This is a genomic window from Agrobacterium vitis (assembly GCF_037039395.1).
Lineage (GTDB): Bacteria > Pseudomonadota > Alphaproteobacteria > Rhizobiales > Rhizobiaceae > Allorhizobium > Allorhizobium vitis_E.
Genome location: NZ_CP146244.1, coordinates 323,735 through 343,595, shown reverse-complemented (window position 1 = coordinate 343,595; position 19,861 = coordinate 323,735). Strand labels below are relative to the sequence as shown.

General features: G+C 57.2%; 20 protein-coding genes and 1 riboswitch. Of the genes, 11 read left to right on the top strand and 9 right to left on the bottom strand.

Going from position 1 to position 19,861, the window contains the following annotated elements:
• Positions 1 to 650: 650 nt before the first annotated feature.
• Complete coding sequence (locus V6582_RS23015) at positions 651 to 983, bottom strand: hypothetical protein (RefSeq protein WP_156632717.1); 333 nt, start codon at positions 981 to 983, stop codon at positions 651 to 653.
• A 636-nt stretch (positions 984 to 1,619) separates the two neighbouring features.
• Positions 1,620 to 1,934, bottom strand: coding sequence for a hypothetical protein (locus V6582_RS23010; protein ID WP_156632716.1), 315 nt, complete (start codon positions 1,932 to 1,934; stop codon positions 1,620 to 1,622).
• A 576-nt stretch (positions 1,935 to 2,510) separates the two neighbouring features.
• Between V6582_RS23010 and V6582_RS23005 the strand changes: the two genes are divergently transcribed.
• Genes V6582_RS23005 through V6582_RS22995 form a run of 3 tightly spaced genes read left to right on the top strand, consistent with a single transcriptional unit; the run spans position 2,511 to position 6,216 of the window.
• Entirely contained in the window at positions 2,511 to 4,007 is a 1,497-nt protein-coding gene (locus V6582_RS23005; protein ID WP_156632715.1) for a sugar ABC transporter ATP-binding protein, read from the top strand.
• Between the two features lie 16 nt (positions 4,008 to 4,023).
• Entirely contained in the window at positions 4,024 to 5,082 is a 1,059-nt protein-coding gene (locus tag V6582_RS23000; RefSeq protein WP_156632714.1) for an ABC transporter permease, read from the top strand.
• A gap of 39 nt (positions 5,083 to 5,121) precedes the next feature.
• Entirely contained in the window at positions 5,122 to 6,216 is a 1,095-nt protein-coding gene (locus tag V6582_RS22995; protein WP_156632713.1) for an ABC transporter substrate-binding protein, read from the top strand.
• Between the two features lie 46 nt (positions 6,217 to 6,262).
• Here V6582_RS22995 and V6582_RS22990 read toward each other — a convergent pair whose 3' ends face one another.
• The 5 genes from V6582_RS22990 to V6582_RS22970 all read right to left on the bottom strand — a co-directional run bounded on the left by V6582_RS22990 (position 6,263) and on the right by V6582_RS22970 (position 9,885).
• The gene (locus tag V6582_RS22990) at positions 6,263 to 7,249 is read right to left on the bottom strand and encodes a substrate-binding domain-containing protein (RefSeq protein ID WP_156632766.1); all 987 of its coding nucleotides are present in this window, start codon (positions 7,247 to 7,249) and stop codon (positions 6,263 to 6,265) included.
• A gap of 153 nt (positions 7,250 to 7,402) precedes the next feature.
• Positions 7,403 to 7,735: a hypothetical protein gene (locus tag V6582_RS22985; protein ID WP_156632712.1), complete on the bottom strand. Its 333-nt coding sequence runs from the start codon at positions 7,733 to 7,735 to the stop codon at positions 7,403 to 7,405.
• Positions 7,735 to 8,619 (bottom strand): NAD(P)-dependent oxidoreductase, encoded by an 885-nt coding sequence (locus tag V6582_RS22980; RefSeq protein ID WP_156632711.1) that lies wholly within the window; start codon positions 8,617 to 8,619, stop codon positions 7,735 to 7,737. Before V6582_RS22980 ends, V6582_RS22985 begins: the two co-directional genes overlap by 1 nt.
• Positions 8,620 to 8,621: 2 nt before the next feature.
• Positions 8,622 to 9,113, bottom strand: coding sequence for a gluconokinase (locus tag V6582_RS22975; protein WP_234889743.1), 492 nt, complete (start codon positions 9,111 to 9,113; stop codon positions 8,622 to 8,624).
• Positions 9,114 to 9,126: 13 nt separating this feature from the next.
• Entirely contained in the window at positions 9,127 to 9,885 is a 759-nt protein-coding gene (locus V6582_RS22970) for an SDR family oxidoreductase (RefSeq protein WP_156632709.1), read from the bottom strand.
• A gap of 107 nt (positions 9,886 to 9,992) precedes the next feature.
• Here V6582_RS22970 and V6582_RS22965 point away from each other — a divergent pair, with 107 nt between their 5' ends.
• Positions 9,993 to 10,940, top strand: coding sequence for a 2-hydroxyacid dehydrogenase (locus V6582_RS22965; protein WP_337739311.1), 948 nt, complete (start codon positions 9,993 to 9,995; stop codon positions 10,938 to 10,940).
• A 10-nt stretch (positions 10,941 to 10,950) separates the two neighbouring features.
• On the top strand, positions 10,951 to 11,982 hold the full coding sequence (locus V6582_RS22960) for an L-idonate 5-dehydrogenase (protein ID WP_156632707.1): 1,032 nt from the start codon (positions 10,951 to 10,953) through the stop codon (positions 11,980 to 11,982).
• A 53-nt stretch (positions 11,983 to 12,035) separates the two neighbouring features.
• On the opposite strand, the gene V6582_RS22955 is transcribed toward V6582_RS22960, so the two are convergent.
• Positions 12,036 to 13,028: a bile acid:sodium symporter family protein gene (locus V6582_RS22955; protein WP_156632706.1), complete on the bottom strand. Its 993-nt coding sequence runs from the start codon at positions 13,026 to 13,028 to the stop codon at positions 12,036 to 12,038.
• Between the two features lie 539 nt (positions 13,029 to 13,567).
• Here V6582_RS22955 and V6582_RS22950 point away from each other — a divergent pair.
• Positions 13,568 to 14,119 carry a DUF4334 domain-containing protein gene (locus V6582_RS22950; RefSeq protein WP_197434420.1) on the top strand — a complete coding sequence of 184 codons (552 nt, stop codon included), beginning with the start codon at positions 13,568 to 13,570 and terminating at the stop codon, positions 14,117 to 14,119.
• A gap of 74 nt (positions 14,120 to 14,193) precedes the next feature.
• Here the strand turns inward: V6582_RS22950 and V6582_RS22945 are convergent, their stop codons facing one another.
• A complete protein-coding gene (locus V6582_RS22945) occupies positions 14,194 to 14,535 on the bottom strand; it encodes a hypothetical protein (RefSeq protein WP_156632704.1) in 342 nt (113 codons plus the stop codon).
• 244 nt (positions 14,536 to 14,779) lie between these two features.
• Here V6582_RS22945 and V6582_RS22940 point away from each other — a divergent pair, with 244 nt between their 5' ends.
• The 5 genes from V6582_RS22940 to V6582_RS22920 all read left to right on the top strand — a co-directional run bounded on the left by V6582_RS22940 (position 14,780) and on the right by V6582_RS22920 (position 19,858).
• Positions 14,780 to 15,097, top strand: coding sequence for a DUF2934 domain-containing protein (locus tag V6582_RS22940; protein ID WP_156632703.1), 318 nt, complete (start codon positions 14,780 to 14,782; stop codon positions 15,095 to 15,097).
• Between the two features lie 71 nt (positions 15,098 to 15,168).
• On the top strand, positions 15,169 to 16,674 hold the full coding sequence (glgA, locus tag V6582_RS22935; protein WP_156632765.1) for a glycogen synthase GlgA: 1,506 nt from the start codon (positions 15,169 to 15,171) through the stop codon (positions 16,672 to 16,674).
• Positions 16,671 to 16,949 carry a hypothetical protein gene (locus V6582_RS22930; RefSeq protein WP_156632702.1) on the top strand — a complete coding sequence of 93 codons (279 nt, stop codon included), beginning with the start codon at positions 16,671 to 16,673 and terminating at the stop codon, positions 16,947 to 16,949. Before glgA ends, V6582_RS22930 begins: the two co-directional genes overlap by 4 nt.
• A 136-nt stretch (positions 16,950 to 17,085) precedes the next feature.
• Complete coding sequence (locus V6582_RS22925; RefSeq protein ID WP_156632701.1) at positions 17,086 to 18,522, top strand: amidohydrolase; 1,437 nt, start codon at positions 17,086 to 17,088, stop codon at positions 18,520 to 18,522.
• Positions 18,523 to 18,706: 184 nt separating this feature from the next.
• A riboswitch (cobalamin riboswitch) is annotated at positions 18,707 to 18,922 on the top strand.
• Between the two features lie 219 nt (positions 18,923 to 19,141).
• Positions 19,142 to 19,858: an ABC transporter ATP-binding protein gene (locus V6582_RS22920; protein WP_337739310.1), complete on the top strand. Its 717-nt coding sequence runs from the start codon at positions 19,142 to 19,144 to the stop codon at positions 19,856 to 19,858.
• Positions 19,859 to 19,861 lie beyond the last annotated feature (3 nt).

Genomic DNA, 19,861 nt, shown 5'->3' with positions numbered 1-19,861 from the left:
AGGCATACTGCGAAAATCTACAGGATTAAGCATCCGACCTGCTTTAGTCACTTATTATGCCACGATTGGCACCGGATGAAAAGCCTATTTTCGCTTTTCACTTGGTAATGGTGGAAAACACATGCCTACATCTTTTGGCGATGATTACGGTAAAAGAATGAAAAAACCGGCGTCACCGTAATAGGTTCTACGTCTTTGGGACGGTGAAAAAGCAGTGCGGTTTGAGTGATGGGGAATTTGACTTACATCACACTGCGAGCATAAACCGACTTGATGTATGTATTATGCAATGACTGGGAGCCCTTGAATTGCATTGGGCGGCTGTGATCCCTTGGGGCTAAAACGATCCCGCCGTCACAGCGGCAGAATGATTTGCAGCCCTCCCCTCCTTGGCTTTCTTCGCTGATACAGCGGCAACGAAATCTTAGATGCATGTTGCGGGATACGGAAAGCCGATTGCCTGCCAACAGGTCGGCTATGGATTGAGGAAGTGTTCTTCGCAGACCAAGTGCGCTGACGGCGCGCACAGCATGGCGCGGTTTTCACACGCACCATGCTGTTGCAGCTTGAATCACACGAGACGGGACGCGGATCGCAATGATGTGATTTCAGATCAGCGGGGCCAAGCGGATCGCTTCGGCCAATCTGGATTACGATTCAGTACCGAGATTTTCATCCTCCAGAGAGAAAGGCAAACCAATCATCTCGTTTTGCTTGTCACCAGTCTCCGGTGAGGATTGACCGGTGACTTTCCTTTCGGCAGCCTCAAGAAGGTTCGCCTGGTTTTGGCGCAAATCGAGATGGCGAAGAATATCTGCGGCATAGACCGGATTGCTGCGAGGATCATAAAACGCGGCGACCGACACACCCATTTCCCGCCGCTGAGTTTCCAGGCGAACCCGCAAGGCACGCGCTGCATCACGTGTTTCGAAAAATTGCCGCATAATATCGGCCAGTTGATCTTCATGATCGAAACGAGCCATGGACCCACTCCTGTTTTTTATTGGAGCAGTGCGCTGACACGATTCGCATGGCAAAGTCGAGGCAGACCTTAAAAAACTAGGGATGTTTTATCGTGGAGAAAAGGGGCAACCCTTTGGAGCGTAAAAGCCTACTGCTTATGCTCAGAAGAAAACCGCGCGTACGCACTACATTTCGCGCTTGGCTGAGTTATGCACCGACAGGAGTAAAGAAGTGGTGAATTTTGCGCGCATCCTGACCATTTTTTAATTCGCGACATTCTCTGTGTCACCCATTCGAAGGGCTGTGCGTAGCGCATGGAGTGAGCATCGGCTTTTGACGTCCTATCTTCTTAAATAGAATTCACCAGAGGCACCTATTTCATTAAGGCACCGGACGCCGATCCGTTACGGCAGACAGATTGTCACTGTTGACAGCTGTCAACGCCGCACATCTTCTATCGTTGACAGCTGTCAACAGGGCAAAAGCCACCTCCTTAAGGCTGCCTCCGCAGCCCAAAACGCAAATGACCTTCCGTATCCTTATGCGATCGAAATCTCAGCTCCGGCTCCACACACGCGACGGCCGCCCATCCTTGGAGGCGCATTCGCATAAGCGAACCAACAAACCGCGGAATCAAGTGACGGAAAAACGTCGGCTTAAAAACAGGCGAAGGTCGCTGTGATTTTCGACAACCAACAAGCAACGAGCCCGAAAAAATTGATGGCGAAAAAATCAGCAGCTCTCACCATGATACTCCAACCCATAGCCGACAAGCCCCGAGGGAGGGGTGAGGAGAGGGCGTGGGCCGGAAAGAAGAAACCATCCACGGCATCGTTTAGACTGGACTCAGCAATAAGATTGAAGCATCCACCGCATTCAAACACAAACGTCATCGCAAGAAGTGCGGCAAAGGCGCCGGGATGGAAAATACGGCGCTGAGCTAGCCAAACGATCAAGACCACAATAATCAAGAGAGGCACGATCCAGGTCTATTTAGATCATCGCCCTCCACCCACAACGTTCCTCACCGTGCAACACACAAACACCTCTTGCGCACAATACGAGCCCTTGCAAACCAACTGACGATATCAATTTCAGGTTAAGGGCAACCTTCATAGAGGCGACCTTTTCTCTCCCAATAGCTTTATTGAAAATGAACTGCGCAAGCCTGTCAGCGCAAGCAAAAGTCTATCGCACCACCCTTCATATAGCAGTCCCTCTCAAAACCGAACGCTTAATCAATGCAAGCCAAAGCCAGAGGGTGAACACAGCCAGAAAGATTTCGTGAAGCCCGAATGACCGACGAATTCTTCGTCGGCTACAGCATCGCCTCTTTTTAACCGCTTGCTTCCTGTGTCCTCAGAAAACAGGCTTCCACTTCCACAAGCCACGACTCTCTCCAAGTTATCGCGTAAGTTGCATAAATAATTACACAACTCGAAATAAGTTTACCCTTGTTTTCCACTTGCACGAGCTCTTACGACGTCACTTGACGATATGTTATCGATAACATACGGTAATTGTCTGTGACTTTGGGAGGAGTAACAATGGTCGACGAAAAACTGCTGGAATTTTGTGCGATCACAAAAACCTTCGGCGGAACACGCGCCCTGTCAAACGTTTCGCTTGACCTGCGACCCGGTGAAATCCTCGCACTGCTTGGCGAAAACGGCGCTGGCAAATCGACCCTGATCAAGACCCTCGCTGGTATTTACAAGCCGGATCTCGGCCAAATCAGATTTCGGGGCGAGCCCTACAACCATCGCCCTCCAAAGCCAAACCAGCGTCAGCCCGTTGCCTTCATTCATCAGGATCTCGGTTTGATCGAATGGATGACCGTCGCAGAAAATGTCGGTCTCGCTCAAGGCTATTCCATACGCAATCGCCTTATCCATTGGAAGGCGACCGAAAAGCGTACAGCCTCGGCCCTGGCTCTCGTGGGCTGTGACTTCGATCCTTCAACGCGAATTCAAAGCCTGACACGTACCGAAAAATCCCTGGTCGCAATTGCCCGTGCGCTCGCGGTCGAAGCTGATGTGCTGGTATTGGACGAGCCGACCGCCAGCCTACCGGAAGACGAAGTAGAAAAACTATTCGCGGCAATCCGGCCGCTAAAAGAACGCGGCGTGGCAATGATCTATGTCTCGCATCGCCTTGACGAAATCTTCCGCATCGCCGACCGCGTCGCCGTCCTGCGGGATGGACAACTCGTCGGTGAAAAGCCTGTCAACCAAACAACGCCTGACGAATTGATCAGGATGATCGTCGGACGCAAAGCCGATCAACTTTTCACCAAGAGCACAAGTCCCGCAGGACCCGCCATCGTTAGCGTCAGAGAGCTTGGCTGCCGTGGGGCAGGGCCGGTGTCTTTCGACATCCGCCAAGGTGAATTGCTCGGACTTGTCGGCCTGCGCGGCGCGGGTCATGAATTGGTCGGTCGCGCATTGTTCGGCGCTGAGCCCGCCTCCGGCACCGTTACGATTTCCGGCCGCTCTGTCGATCTCACCAATTCCTCAACGGCCATGGCAAGCGGGGTCGGATTGATCGCCCGCGACCGAACAGAAGAGTCGGTGGCCATGTCCTTGAGCCTGCGGGAAAACACCTTCATCAATCCTGCCGCCTCGGGCCGCCGTCTCCTTTCCTTTCTGACCCCTGCCAAGGAAGCGGCCCAAGCTTATGCGATTGGCGCGCGTGTCGGCTTGCGGCCCAACGACCAGAGCCTTGCGATAGAAGCGCTTTCCGGCGGCAACCAGCAAAAGGTCGTGGTGGGTCGCTGGCTGGCGACAGGTCGTCGCCTGCTGGTGGCCGAAGATCCGACCGCCGGTGTCGATGTCGGCGCCAAAGCCGACATCTATCGCCTGATCGCCGAGGCCGTCGCGGGCGGATTGGCCGTCCTGGTGGTCTCCACCGATTTTGAGGAAATCGCCCATATCTGCCAGCGGGCGCTGGTATTTTCTCGCGGCCAGATTCTGCGAGAGTTGAGCGGGCCGGACCTGACAACAGAAGCGGTGATCGCCGCAGCCTCCGCCTCGGATGCGGCCTGAACCTGGGAGAGAACCAATGCAATCCATCGAATCCAACGCGTTGGAGCCAACGCGAGCCGAGCTTTCCGGCATGAGCACAATACAGAAAATCCAGCGTCTGCTGCCGGTCTACGGTCTGGTCATTCTGACCGCTGCGCTGATCCTGCTGTTTTCCATTCTCTTGCCGCAGACCTTTCCAACAGTTCTGAACCTGCGCTCGATCATCTCCGACAAGACAATTATCGCCATTCTGTCACTGGCCGCCATGATCCCTATGGCAGCAGGACGGATCGATCTCACCATCGGCTATGGCATCGTGCTCTGGCACGTGCTGGCCATTAGCCTGCAAACCATGTTCGGCCTGCCTTGGCCAGTGGCGGTGCTGGTCGTCATCGCACTCGGCGCCTTTACCGGCTTCCTTAATGGCCTCCTGGTCGAAGTCGCCAAGATCGACAGCTTTATTGCTACCCTCGGCACAGGCACCGTGCTCTACGCCATCGCGCTCTGGCATACCGGCGGGCGCCAAATGGTTGGCATGTTGCCGCAAGGTTTTTACAGCCTGAACGGCACCATGGTTTTTGGCCTGCCGATTACCGGCCTCTATGTTCTCGTTCTGGCGGTGGTGATGTGGCTGGTACTCGAATACACACCGCTTGGACGCTACGTCTACGCCATCGGTGCCAATCCAAAGGCCGCCGCGCTGAACGGTATTCCCGTTCGCCGCTTCGTTATCGGTGCCTTTATCACGTCAGGCACACTTGCTGCGGTGGCTGGCGTACTGCTCGCCTCAAAGCTGCGGATCGGCCAGGCCAGCGTCGGTTTGGAATATCTGCTCCCGGCCCTGGTTGGCGCCTTTCTTGGGTCCACCACTATCAGGCCTGGCCGCGTCAATGTCTGGGGCACGATGATCGGCGTGATTATCCTGGCCGTCGGCATTGCCGGCATCCAGCAGATCGGCGGGTCCTTCTATGTCGAGCCATTGTTTAACGGCGTCACATTACTCGTCGCCATCGGCATTGCTGGCTACGCCCAACGACGGCGCAGCCTTTCAGGTCGCATGGCGCCAGTCAGCACGCCTCAACCTAAACAACAATAACAGCATCCAGTTCAGTAATTTCCAGAGGGAGGAATGGACATGAAACGCAGACATATCCTGCAAGCAACCGGCGCCTTGATACTGCTCACGGCGGGCCACGCCTGGGCCGATCCGATGGCCGAAGCCAAGGCAGTGGTCGATAAATATGCCAGCAAGGTCACCACTTGGGACGGACCCAAAAGCGCACCGAAACCACAGCCGGGAAAAACCATTGTTGTTCTCGCCGGCGATCTGAAAAACGGTGGTATCCTGGGTGTCAGCAATGGCGTCGAGGAAGCCGCCAAGGCCATCGGCTGGCAGGTCAAGGTGCTGGATGGTGCAGGCTCGATTGGAGGTCGTACCGCTGCCTTTGGCCAAGCCATGGCCTTGAGGCCCGACGCCATCATCATCGACGGTTTCGATGCCGTTGAACAGGCACCGGCGCTGGAACAGGCGAAAGCCGCCAAAATACCGCTGGTCGCCTGGCATGCTGGCCCCACCATCGGACCGGACGAGAAGAACGGCCTGTTCGCCAATATCAGCACCGATGCCATGGAAGTGTCGAAAGCCGCCGCCAACTGGGCCTTTGTTGATGCCAAGGGCAAGCCCGGCGTCATCATCTTTACCGACTCCACCTATGCCATCGCCATCGCCAAGGCTGACAAGATGAAGGAAGAAATCGAGCGGCTGGGCGGCAAGGTTCTAGCCTATGTCGATACGCCGATTGCCGAAACCTCGCAGCGCATGCCGCAGCTGACGACCTCGCTGTTGCAGAAATACGGCGACAGCTGGACCCATTCGCTGGCCATCAACGACCTTTACTTCGACTTCATGGGACCATCGCTCGCCTCGGCAGGGAAGGGGGGAACCGATGCACCGATCAATGTTGCAGCAGGGGATGGCTCCGAATCCGCCTATCAGCGCATCCGCGCCGCTCAGTACCAGAAAGTGACGGTCGCCGAGCCCTTGAACCTGCAAGGCTGGCAATTGGTGGATGAGCTGAACCGAGCCCTCAACGGCGAAAAATGGTCCGGCTATATGTCTCCGCTGCATGTGGTAACCGCCGACAATGTCGAATTCGATGGCGGCCCGAAAAACAGTTTCGATCCCGACAATGGCTATCGGGATGCCTATAAGAAGATCTGGGACAAATAAGCTGAAAACCACGCCATGCGCTTTCACCGGCGCATGGCTTTACCCTCTACAGACTGCTGTCACGCAGGATCAGTTCGGGCGTGATGGTGATGTTTCCAGCCAATGGCCGCCCGTCGAGCAGATCCAGGATAAGCCGTGCTGCCTTCTCGCCGATGTCGCGGGAAAAGGCATTGATGGTGGTAATCGTCGGCACGGATATCGCGCCGATTTCATAATTGCCAAACCCGGCAATGGCGATCCCCTCTGGCACGGCGATGCCGCGCCGCTGACATTCCGTCAAGGCGCCGAATGCCGACAGGTCGGATACGCAAATCACCGCCTCGGTATCGGGCAGCGTTTCCAGCAGCCGCGTCATGGCATTCGCGCCTTCGCGCATCGAGATCGGCGGTGGACCGGCGGCGATCAACCGCGATGCATCGAGCCCATGGCGGTTCATCGCGGCAATAAATCCGTTGCGGCGATCGCTACCGCGTGTGTCTCGCCCGACATCCCCACCAATGAAGGCCAGTCGCCGATAGCCGACAGCAACGAAATGATCGACCATGGCGCAAACCGCACCGGCATTGGAAAAGCCGACATAGTGACCAATCGGCTCGGAGGGCACATCCCAGGTTTCGATCACTGGAATATGGGCATTGGCCAGTAATTTGCGGGCCCGGGGCGTATGCTTGCCACCGGTCACTACAATGGCCTGCGGCTTGCGACGCAGCAATTGCTCGATCAGCCGCTCCTCTTCCTGCATATCGTAATTGGTATAACCGAGCAGGATTTGCATCTTGTAAGCGCCAAGCGTCTCGGAAAGACCGCCAACCGTATCGGCGAAATTGGCAATGTTGATCGAGGGGATGGTGACCGCAACAAAATCCGAACGCTGCGATCTCAGATTGGAGGCAGTGGAATCGAATACATAGCCGAGATCTTCTGCCGCTTGCAGAATGGCATCTCGGGTTTCCTTGCTGATCAGGCTATCGGTCTTGAAGGCCCGCGACACCGTCATCGGCGACACTCCCGTGACGCGGGCAATGTCGGCCATGGTTGGCGGTTTGCGGAAATCAGTCACCCAATGGCCCCTGCTATGGTTATCAGCGCATTACACTGTGTTTATAAGGTGAATAAAAGCCAGCTAAAAGCTTTTCCAACCAACAAACCCACCCCAAACAGGGGAGGGGACCCGACGCGCCAATGGTCAGAGCGCAAATTCATTGGCAACCGTCACGTGATGATGGATGCGGCCATCGAAGAACTGCGAAAGCACAGCCTCGGTTGCCGCACGGGCTTCGGTGCGAACTGGGCTGGCCAGCGCGGCATCGACCGCCTCCAGATCGGGATAGTTGATCGCCAGGATCATCGGAAATTCCGGCGCGCCATCGTCACGGGCCTCGGCAAAGGACACTCTGACATCCATCGCCTTTGGAAACTGCTTCCATTTTGGCAAGATGGTCTCGAGAACAGCAGCGCGGAATGCCTCCGTCTGCCCCGGCTTTACCGTACCTTCAAACAAGGCGTAACGTGTGATCATCAGGAGGTCTCCCTTTTTGCTCCGGTGAAAAATTCCATCAACATGGCCTGGTCTTCTCCACCCAGGCCTGCTGCTGTCAGCATACGATGCACCTCAGTGCAGACTGCCGTCAGCGGCATGGCCGTATTGGTGCGCCGTGCCAGATCCTGCGCGCCGTTCAGGTCCTTGACCATATTGTCGATCCGGCCTGTGCGGCGATAATCCCTGGCGACATAACGCGGCATATATTCCTGAAGGATGGCGCTATCGGCACGTCCGCCCTTCAATGCCTGCGGAATTTTTGCGGCATCGACCCCGGCATCCAGCGCCAGTTGCGTCGCCTCGGCCACGGCCAAAAAATTCAGGCCACACAGCACCTGATTGATCAGCTTGGTGGTTTGGCCAGCACCCACCGGCCCCATATGGGTATAGTTGGATGCGACATGCTGCAAAACCTGATGAGCATCGGCCACGTCCTGCTCTGCCCCGCCGGCCATCAGCGTCAATTCACCAATCGCCGCCTTGGGCGCCCCGCCGGAAAGCGGGCTATCGACCCAGCGCAGACCTTTGCCCTCCGCATCCGAGGCCAGGAGCCGGGTTGCCTCCGGGTCGATGGAGGACATGTCGATAATCAAGGTGCCGGGTCTTGCGCCTTCAGCCACTCCGTCCTTGCCAAACACGGCGGCGCGAATGATGTGCGGCGCATTGAGACTGAGAATAACATAGTCGGAGCGCGACGCAGCCTCCGCCGCCGTCTGTGCGGATGACGCACCAACCGCAGTCAACTCCGCTACCTTTTCGGCATTGAGGTCGAAGACGGTAAGCTGGTTACCGGTTTCAACCAGTCTTCTGCCGATTGCCCCGCCCATAGCGCCCGCGCCGATCAGCGCCACTGTGTTGGTCATGATCAATCCTCCCCTATTGCCGAAACAATCGCCGCGACCAGACTGTCAAGCGGCTGATCGATATCGACGGTCACCGCATGTTCATCGGCAAGCGGCGGCTCAAGCGCTGCAAATTGGCTGTCGAGCAGCGAGGCAGGCATGAAATGATCCGGTCGCTCGGCAATCCGTCTGGCAATCACGGCATGGCTGCCAGCCAGATGGACGAGACGCACAGATCCACCGGCCTTTTCCCTGATCCTGTCGCGGTAAGTCCGCTTCAACGCCGAGCAACCGATAATGGTGACGCCTTGTTGCCCGGCAAGTCGGGTTCCGACCGCATCCAGCCATGGCCATCGATCCGCGTCACCAAGCGGAATGCCCGCCTGCATTCGGGCAATGTTTTGCGGCGGATGCAGGTCGTCGCCGTCGATATAGACCGCGCCAAGCCTCGCCGCCAATGCCAAACCAACGGAGGATTTACCGCAGCCTGAGACACCCATAAGTACCAGTTTCATCACGGCATTGCTCCTAGAGCGAGGCGGTGATGCCGCCATCGACATACAGAACATGGCCGTTGACGAAGGACGAGGCTCCAGACGCCAGGAAGATGCAGGCTCCCACCAGTTCCTCAACCTTGCCCCAGCGCCCGGCTGGCGTGCGCTTTTCCAGCCATGTGGAGAAATCAGGATCGGCAACCAGCGCGGCATTCAGAGGCGTATCGAAATAGCCGGGCGCAATGGCGTTGCATTGCAGCCCATATTTCGCCCAATCGGTCGCCATGCCCTTGGTGAGATTGCCGACCGCGCCCTTGGTGGCCGTGTAAGGAGCAATCGACGGCCGGGCCAACGCTGTCTGCACACTGGCAATGTTGATGATCTTGCCAGCCCCGCGCTTGATCATATGGCGGGCGGCGGCCTGACCGACATTGAAGACGCTGGAAATATTGGTGCGCAGCAACCGCTCGAAAGCGTCAGCCGGAAATTCTTCCAGAGGGCCGCGAAACTGCATGCCGGCATTGTTGACGAGAATATCGATCGGCCCTTTGGTGGCCTCAAAGCCATCGACGGCATCCCGCGACGCCTGATGATCGGTGACGTCGAAAGCCAGAATATCGCAGCCATCGCCGATCCGGGCGGCGGCTGCGGCAAGCTTGCCTTCATCGCGTCCGTTAACGATGACGGTCGCGCCCGCCGCCCGCAAACCTTGCGCCAAGGCAAAGCCAATGCCTTGCGAAGACCCGGTCACCAACGCGCGGCGCCCCGTCAGATCGAAAAGACCAAGCGACATGGCATCCTCCACTTTTATCTCGACAACATTTATTGAACCTGTTTATGTTATCGATAACATTACCTGTCAAGTTTTTTAGACGGGTTCGCCAATGGGAGGACGAGAAAGTGGCAAAGCCGGAGATTTTGCAGGTCGGACCTTATCCGCCCTGGGACGAAGAGCCCTTGAATGCGCAATTTTCCGTGCATCGCTATTTCGAAGCACATGACAAAGCCGCCTTTCTCACCACCGTCGGACCAAGCATTCGCGCTATTGCCACAAGGGGAGAACTCGGTGCTGACCGTGCCTTGATCGACGCCTGCCCGAAGCTCGAAATTATCTCTGTCTACGGCGTTGGCTATGACGCCGTGGATCTCGACGCTTGCCGCGCCCGTAGCATCCGCGTCACCAATACACCCGACGTGCTGACCAATGACGTGGCAGATCTCGGTGTGGCAATGATGCTGTGCCACTCGCGCGGCATGATCGGCGCCGAAACCTGGGTGAAGGATGGCAGTTGGGCTGCAAAGGGCCTTTATCCGCTGAAACGCCGGGTTTGGGGCAGGCGGGCAGGGGTGCTGGGCCTTGGCCGTATCGGCTTTGAGGTCGCCAAACGCCTCAAAGGCTTCGATATGCAGATTTCCTACAGCGATGTTGCACCGAAACCCTATGGCGAGGACATGACATTCGTTGCCGATCCCGTGGAACTGGCCAGAACATCCGATTTCCTGTTTGTCACGCTGGCCGCATCCGCCGATACAAGGCATATCGTCGGGCGCGACGTGATCGAGGCGCTGGGGCCGGAGGGTATGCTGATCAACATTTCCCGTGCCTCGAATATCGATGAAGCCGCCTTGCTGGACGCGCTGGAAACCGGACGGCTGGGCTCTGCCGCGCTGGATGTGTTCGAAGGCGAGCCCAGGCTCGATCCACGGTTTCTGGCCCTGGATAATGTCCTGCTCCAGCCCCACCACGCCTCCGGCACGATTGAAACCCGCCAGGCCATGGGCCAGTTGGTCCGCGATAATCTGATCGCACATTTCGCCGGTTCGGCTCTGCCAACCCCGGTTCTATGAGGATAAATCCATGAAAGCCATTGTTGCCCATGCAGCGAAAGACGTTCGCATCGAAGAGGTGGACGAGGTCGAGCCCGGTCCAGGCGAGGTAAAATTGCGGCTAGCCACTGGCGGCATCTGCGGCAGCGACCTGCACTATTACAATCACGGCGGATTTGGCGCGGTCAGGCTGAAACAGCCGATGATCCTTGGTCATGAAGTCTCGGCCTATGTCGAGACATTGGGGGCAGGGGTCACAGGACTGGAGATTGGCCAGCTCGTCGCCGTCTCACCGTCGCGCCCGTGCCACACCTGCGCCTATTGTCAGGAAGGCCTGCACAATCAATGCATCAATATGCGGTTTTACGGCAGCGCCATGCCCTTTCCCCATATCCAGGGTGCGTTCCGGCAAAGCCTTGTCGCTGACGCCAGCCAATGCGTGGTGGCGGATGGCCTGAGCGCGGGGGAGGCGGCGATGGCCGAACCACTGGCCGTGACGTTGCACGCAACGCGGCGGGCCGGGGAAATGCTCGGCAAGCGGGTTCTGGTCACCGGTTGCGGTCCGATTGGCGTTTTGTCGATCATTGCCGCCCGGAGGGCCGGAGCAAAGGAAATCGTCGCCACCGATCTCTCGGACTTCACCCTGGCACTGGCCAAGGCAGCAGGTGCTGACCGGGTGATCAACACCGCAACCCAGCCGGACGGCCTTGCCGACTATGCTGTGGGGAAAGGCACATTCGATGTGCTTTACGAATGCACCGGCGTTGCCTCGGCGCTGGCTGGCGGAATTTCCGCCATGCGTCCACGCGGCGTCATCATGCAACTCGGACTTGGCGGCGACATGACCCTGCCGATGATGGCCATTACCGCCAAGGAGCTTGACCTGCGCGGCTCCTTCCGTTTCCACAGTGAATTTGCCGTCGGAGTGGACCTGATGCGCAAGGGACTGATCGACGTCAAACCGCTGATTACCCATACGGTCGCCTTGGAGGACGCACTCTCCGCCTTCACCATCGCATCCGACCGTAGCAAGGCAATGAAAGCGCAGATTGCCTTTTCATGAAGGGCCTTCAAGTCGAAGATGCGTCAGCATGTCAGAGACTTGGTATAACCGCGTCAGGCCGAAGCAACCACCACTTCGGCTTCCTTCAGCTTGCGCTTTTCCGCATATTTCTGGGCGATCACCGCGCAGGCCATCAGCTGGATCTGGTGAAACAGCATCAACGGCATGACGATGGCGCCGATGCTTTGCCCGGCAAAAATAGCGCTGGCCATCGGTACGCCGGAGGCCAGACTTTTCTTTGAGCCACAGAAGGTGATGGCGATTTCATCCTCCTTGGAAAAACCGAGCAACCGGCTGCCGAAGGTGGTGATGATCAGGGCCAATGCCAGCAAGACGATATCGACCACCACGACCGCGCCAATATCGGCAAGCGAAAAATGCTTCCAGATCCCCTCGATGACTGCCTCACTGAAGGCGGCATAAACCACCATCAGGATCGAGCCGCGATCAATTGGCGATAGTAGGGATTTGCGCGCCCTGACCCAGTTGCCGATAAAGGGTTGCAACAGCTGCCCCACAATGAACGGAAGCAGCAATTGCACGAAGATTTGCAAGACAGCATCAAGCGAGATCCCGCCATGGCCACCGGCCGATAGCAGCAGCCCGCAGAGCAGGGGGGTGAGGATCATGCCGAAAATATTCGATGCCGAGGCTGAACAGATCGCCGCTGGCACATTGCCCCCTGCCATGGAGGTAAAGGCAATAGACGATTGGACGGTCGATGGCAGGACGCAGATATACAGAATGCCAAGATAAAGCGAGGACGGCAGGAAACCCTGTACGAAAAACCCCAGCCCGAGGCCGAGCAAAGGAAAGATCACGAAGGTCACGGCCAGGATCGATAGATGCAGTCGCCAATGCAACATGCCGGCAATCACAACATCCCGCGACAGGCGGGCGCCATGCAGAAAAAACAGCGCCGCAATCGCAACTTTCGTTGCCCAGCCGAAATAAATCGCCGGCTGACCGCTGATCGGCAAGACTGAAGCCAGAGCCACTGTACACACAAGCATCAGGGTAAATTTATCGGGTAAAAACCGCGTCATGATCGCCGCTCATCCATTCTTCACTGACAATGCGCGCGCAATGGCGCCTCTTGGCATTTGTCATATGTCAACTATTTCACGTGTTAGGGAGTAGGCCATTCACATCAACGATGCAAACCCCACTGGTGCAGACCTGCCATCACTTTTCAGCGTTTCAGACAAATCCGGTCCTGCGTCCGGCTCGTTTTCTGAAGATGTATCAAAGGGATCAAACGCCCGAAATAGCCGCAAACACAATACCTCACCCACGTTCAACGCAGCGTGACAGTCACAAAAGGAACAAATGCCGTGAAGTGATGTTGATAGCAGCAACGCATAATTGCCGCATAGAAAGCGCAATAATGCAGCAATGAAAGCAAAACCGCAGGGTTCTTGGCCCCATCGACAACGCCCCAAAAGCGATCTGCCATAGAGACCGCAAGCGAGGCACAACGAGCAAACCGTCCAGGACCATCAGCCGGAGAGGAGCCTCATGAGGCAAGGGAAAACGTCATGCAATGCGCCGGACCGGACACTCTAGAAAGCGGGAACACATTGCCGTGACAACACAGGTTTTTGCAGATACGGACTGGCTGACCCAATGGCAACAGCATGGCACAACAGGCGAAGAAGCAATCGCCAGGTTTCTTCAACTGCCAGCCCTCGAAGTCGATGACATGATCGGCATGTGGTTAGGGCAGGAGTTAGCGACAAATCATCTGATAGACGGCCTGTTGCCGCCTTTCGGTTGGCACGGCAAGAATTTCGTCTCAGCCGACGAAGGCCATCCGCTTATCATGCGCGACCGCTTCGGTTTTTATCCGTTAAACCCGTTTTTCATTCCGCTGCGGCTTTTGCTTGCATCGCCCAGGCTGTTCAATAACGCGGTAGGACGAACGGCAGTCCGTAATTTAGGGCGGTTTTTCGCTTCTGGCCGCCCAAAAGCCCGGTTAAGGCCTGTCGCATTGGGCGGCACTGTCAGCGCAGCGATGATCTATGACGAAAAGCCGATCATCGACCATTTCCGCCGTATCGATGACCGCCGCTGTCTCGGACTGATGGAGCATCGTGATTTCGACAGGCCATTCTTCTTTTTGCTAACCCGCGAGTGACAGACATACCGTCCCCACTCGCCGTTGACAGATGTCAACCTGTCAACTTTTGGCCGAGCACCATGATGCGATAATCAGTTGTCGTTATTTCCCGTGCCACCGATCGTGCTGGTGGTCGCCATCGAGACCGGGTCGCTGGCAGGAAAAGTATCTTCCAGGGCATCGTTGAGATCACGGTCGCCCTCATCCCGCCGGGCTTGATCGGCGTGGCGCGTACCCCCTTCAACAACCTCTTTCGTGCTGATTTCTTCCAGTAGCGACCTGGCTGCTTCCGGCGCATTTTCGCGTGTGAGAGCCCGTCCCTCGCTTTGTTTCAGTTGTACAGAGACCACATCACCGCTGTCGGAAACGAACTCGACATTATATCCGGACCGTCCGCCCTTTTCAGGATGCACCAAAGTGCCAATCAATTCCATTGTCTTCTCCTTTGTCCCACTGTCTTCTCTTCGTGTGTGACGCTCGGGTCGAAAACAGATGGGCAGGGGTTATTGTTCCTGAAAAAGCGATAATTCCTTGTCTGCCAAGGGCGTTGATCGACGGCACCTTTATCGCCCTCTGCCTATCCGCAAGTCAGCGATGAAAATTTCACTAAATCACTGCTGTTAGGGGAACAGAAACGGCCGATTTCACGTTAGAGGGGTGGTCAATGGGAGATAGACGATGAAGCCATCCGACAAAGAGTGGATCGAAAAGCGAGCCTATAGCCTTTGGGAAGAAGAAGGCAAGCCACACGGGAAGGATGATGCCCATTGGCAACAGGCCCATCGCGAATTTTACGAGCTATCCCAATCTGCGCAAAAGGCTAAGGCAGGCGCGCTCAAGCGTGCGAGCCAAGCCGCCAAAACGCAGACTGCCAAGGCCCCAACGACCAAGGCTCAGGCGGCCAAGACCAGACAAAGCCCAGAAGCTGAGATGGCCGATGTGCCCCAAGATCCAAAGCCTGCCGCAACGACGAAACGCAAGCGAAAGATAATCTGATGGCACCTGTTTTTTCAGACCGGCAGGACATGGCGATCGCTGCGGCTGGAATCCGCTGCCTTCCGCAACGCATGCAGAAAGGCAATGTCATCGATCAGAGTCTGCTCTCGCTTTCCGTCACCTCGGAAATTTTTCCGCTCGTCAAAACTGGCGGTCTCGGCGATGTCACGGGCGCTCTGCCAAAGGCGCTCGCAAGTTTTGGTGTTGCCACGCGGACGTTGATTCCAGGCTATAGCAATGTCCGCAGATTGATCCGGGACCAGCCGCCGCTGTTGGTTTTCGAAGATCTTCTTGGCGAATCCGCCGCACTCTATGCCGCCAGCATCCATGGCCTCGATCTTTTCGTGCTCGATGCACCGCAATTGTTCGACCGGCCGGGCGGCCCTTATGTGGATGAGAACGGCCTCGACCATCCCGACAATTGGAAGCGATTTGCGGTCCTGTCTCTGGCCGCCGCCGAAATTGCCGCTGGCAGCCTGCCGGGCTGGGTTCCCGATGTCGTTCACACCCATGACTGGCAAACGGCTCTGACCTCGGTGTATTTGCGGCACATGGATTGCACGACACCTGTGGTCTTGACCATCCACAATCTGGCATTTCAGGGCCAGTTCAATGCCGCCCTTTTGCCGTCCATCGGCCTTCCGCCAACCGTGATGTCGACGGACTGCATGGAATATTATGGCGATATCAGCTACTTGAAGGGTGGCCTGATGACGTCGAGCATGATCACCGCCGTCAGCCCGACCTATGCCCGGGAAATCCTTTCGCCGCGCTTTGGCATGGGCCTTGAAGGCGTTCTCAAGCAGCGCAAGGACAAGCTGCGCGGTATCGTCAATGGGATCGATCCGGAAATCTGGAACCCGGCCACCGATCCGCATCTGTTCTCCCGCTTTGACCAGAAGACCATCGGCCTCAAGCGGTTGAACAAGGTGGACTTGCAAAACCAATTTGGCCTCGATAACGATGACGGACCGCTCTTCGCTGCCATTACCCGTATTACCTGGCAAAAAGGCATGGATATGCTGGCGGAAGCCGCCAGCGAAATCATCGATGGTGGCGGTAAGTTGATCGTGCTCGGGCAGGGAGATCGTGCGCTGGAACAGGCGCTGATCGATACCGCACAGCGCTTTCCTGGCCGGATGGCAGTCAAGATCGGCTATGATGAGGAAACCGCCCATCGCATTCACGGTGGTGCCGATTCCATCATTCAGCCATCGCGTTTCGAACCCTGCGGCCTGACCCAGCTTTATGCCCTGCGCTATGGCTGCGTACCGGTGGTGTCACGCACTGGAGGGCTGGCGGAAACCATTATCGACGCCAATGACGCAGCAATGTCTGCCAAGGCGGCAACCGGTTTCCAGTTCGACCAGATTACCACCGACGGTCTGCGCCATGCGCTTCGCCGGGCGCTGGATGCCTATGCCGTACCCCGCCATTGGCGGCGGTTGCAGCTTCAGGCCATGCGGGCTCATTACAGCTGGGAGCGCAGCGCCGAACAATATGCCGCTCTTTATAATGCCGTCACTCATCGCCGTATCCCGGCGCGGACCAAGTCGGCTCGGAGCCTGCATTCATGACAGACGCAACGCCGGAAACCATGCGGGGGCGTATCAACGCCCACCGCGAATTGCTGATTTCACTTCTGACGGCAAGCCTGCAAGGACCCGAGGCCTTAAAGGATGTGATCCGCAATCTCGAGCAGGAAAGCCAATTGAGCGACGGCCAGGAAGATCCCGGCGCGGTTCCAAACCGGGCGCTTTCAGAAGCGGTTGCCAAGGCGCGCGAAACCCGCGACATTCTCCAGGCAGCCAAGGCCCGCGCGGCAGACACACGCACAGAACCGCCCGCCTGATGCAGAAGAGCAGGCGCTCTGGATGACTAACTTTCCATCACAAAATCGAATTGCCTGGTAAAACAGCGGCATAAAGGCTTGCCGCTGAGCGCCAAGCTTTTATGGTTGGCGGGTGTTTATTGTCAAAGGTGTCCCCATGACCGTTTCCCCCAATACATCCGCCGCACTTTGGTCGATCATCGATACCAAGACGCCTGATTTTATCGCGTTGAGCGACCGGATCTGGGGCATGCCGGAAACCTGCTATATGGAAGAATCGTCCGTCGCAGAGCATGTCGCCATGCTGAAGGCCGAAGGATTTCGTGTCAGCGAACAATTGGCCGGCATACCCACCGCCGTCATGGGCGAAGCAGGGGAGGGCGGTCCCATCATTGCGTTTCTCGGCGAATATGATGCCCTGTCCGGCCTGAGCCAAGAAGCAGGCGTCGCTGAACATAAGCCAGTTGCCGCAGGCGGCAACGGCCATGGCTGCGGCCATAACCTGCTCGGCTCCGCAGCTCTTCTGGCCGCCGCTGCCCTGAAAGACTGGTTGAAAGAAAAGGGCTTTCCCGGACGGGTGCGCTATTATGGTTGCCCGGCCGAAGAGGGCGGAGCCGCCAAGGCCTTTATGGTCAGGGCAGGGGCCTTCGAAGGTGTCGATATCGCCATCAGCTGGCATCCAAACTCCTTCGCGGGCGTGCAGCGCACCACCTCACTTGCCAACTCCCGCGTCGATTTCACTTTCCGGGGGAGGGCGGCCCATGCCGGATCAAACCCCGATCTGGGGCGCAGCGCTCTCGATGCGGTGGAACTGATGAGCGTTGGCGTCAATTATATGCGCGAACACATGCCATCCGATTGCCGCGTACACGCCGCTATTCTGGATGCGGGTGGCATTTCACCCAATGTCGTCCAGGCCTATGCTAAGGTCCGCTATCTGATCCGCGCCCCGGAACTGCAAGGCATGAAGACCCTCGTGGAAAGGGTCAAGAAAATTGGCGAAGGTGCGGCATTGATGACCGAGACCCGGCTGGAAACACAGGTAATCAGCGCCGTTTCCAACGTGCTGACCAATGGTCCGCTGATGGCGGCCATGCAGGAGGCCTGGGAAGAACTCGGCCCACCACCTTTCGATGCCGAGGACAGGGCTTTCGCCGAAACGATCCGCGCCGTCTTGACGCCGGAAGAGAAGTCGGCGCCCTGGCGTTTCGAGGGGCTACCGGAGCGCGATATCCCGCTTGCCGATTTCATCCTGCCCGCCCATGACCGCACGCCGCTATTGACCGGATCAACCGATGTCGGCGATGTCAGCTGGGTGGTGCCAACCGTGCAGGCCGATGGGCCGACTTGCACCATCGGCACACCTTTCCACACCTGGCAATTGGTGACGCAGGGGAAAAGTCCGCTGGCGCACAAGGGCATGATCGCGGCGGCAAAAGTCATGGCTGCCACAGGCCGCGCCGCCTTCGAAAGCGAACAGTTACGCGAAGCTGCACTTGCCGATCTTGTCGCCCGTCGCAAGGGCCAACCCTATCAAAGCCCCTTGCCCGCCGACGCCGAACCGCCAATCGTGGAAATGGGTGGCCGTAAGTAAGAGGCCGTATCCATATCTCTTTCATCGACCTATCTCCTTGAAGCTTTCCCGGATTTGTTCGGCGTGGCCCCCAGCCACCCGGACAAATTCCTAGTCTATTGCTTGACCCAGTTTAGGTAACGTTATAACAAAACCTTATGTCGATATAGTTTGAAAACGGACTTGTGCGGAACCGCAACCCATGTCAGTGATAGATCCAAATGGTGCTGTGGCCTTGCAAAGAAGGCTGCGGCTGAAAAGGGAATACGGTGAGGCTTACCCAAAAGGGACCGAAACCGTGGCTGCCCCCGCAACTGTGAGCGGCGAGTGGGCCTGCACGATGCCACTGGCGACAAGCCGGGAAGGCGCAGACCAACAGCGACCCGCAAGCCAGGAGACCTGCCATTTGGATGTTCAACCGCAACGGACGGGGTGTTCCGATGGCAGCGATAAGACTTCAGGTCCGCCGAGAGGCGTGGCCATCCGTTCCTTGTTCAGACGATCCGGCCCGAACCGGGGCACGCCTGATGTCCGGTTTACCGATACAGGCTCCTGCATGAGCTGTGACTGTCATGGTGCCTCGCTTGAGGTGAGGGGGCTCAGCTATGGGCCAACGGGCGCGCGATCCCTGATAAAAAACGTGGATTTTACGCTCGCCGCCGGTGAGCGTCTGGCCATTATCGGCCCGAATGGCGCTGGCAAGACATCGCTGCTGCGCTGCCTTTATCGTGCCGTGCGCCCCAGTGAGGGCAGGGTGCTGCTGGACGGGCAGGATCTATGGACAATCGATCCGCGGACGGTTGCCCGCCGGATTGCCGTCGTGGTCCAGGAAATGCCGGCAGATTTCCCTTTCACCGTCGAAGATATCGTCATGATGGGCCGAATTCCCTGGCAGAAAAGCGCGTGGAAAAGGTCGCAGGGCACCGGAGACGACAAAGCCAGAGCGCTGCATGCCATGGATCATCTCCATGTCACCGATCTGGCGCGACGTGATTTTGCAACTTTGTCAGGCGGCGAAAAGCAACGCGTTCTCGTCGCCAGGGCGCTGGCGCAAGACCCGCAATTGCTCATTCTGGATGAGCCATCCAACCATCTCGATATTCGCAACCAATTGGAAATTCTCGATCTGCTGCGCGGTCTCGGCATTACCATCGTCACCACGCTGCATGACATCAATCTTGCCGCAGGCTTTGCCACAAGAGCAATCATTCTGAAGGACGGACGGATGATTGCCGAGGGCTGTCCGCGCGATGTCCTGACCGCAGACCATCTGTCCGCAGCCTTCACCGTTCAAACTCATGTCCACAGCCTGGATGGCGGCGTCACCCGCAATTTTTCCTTCGCGCTCAGTGCCTGATCC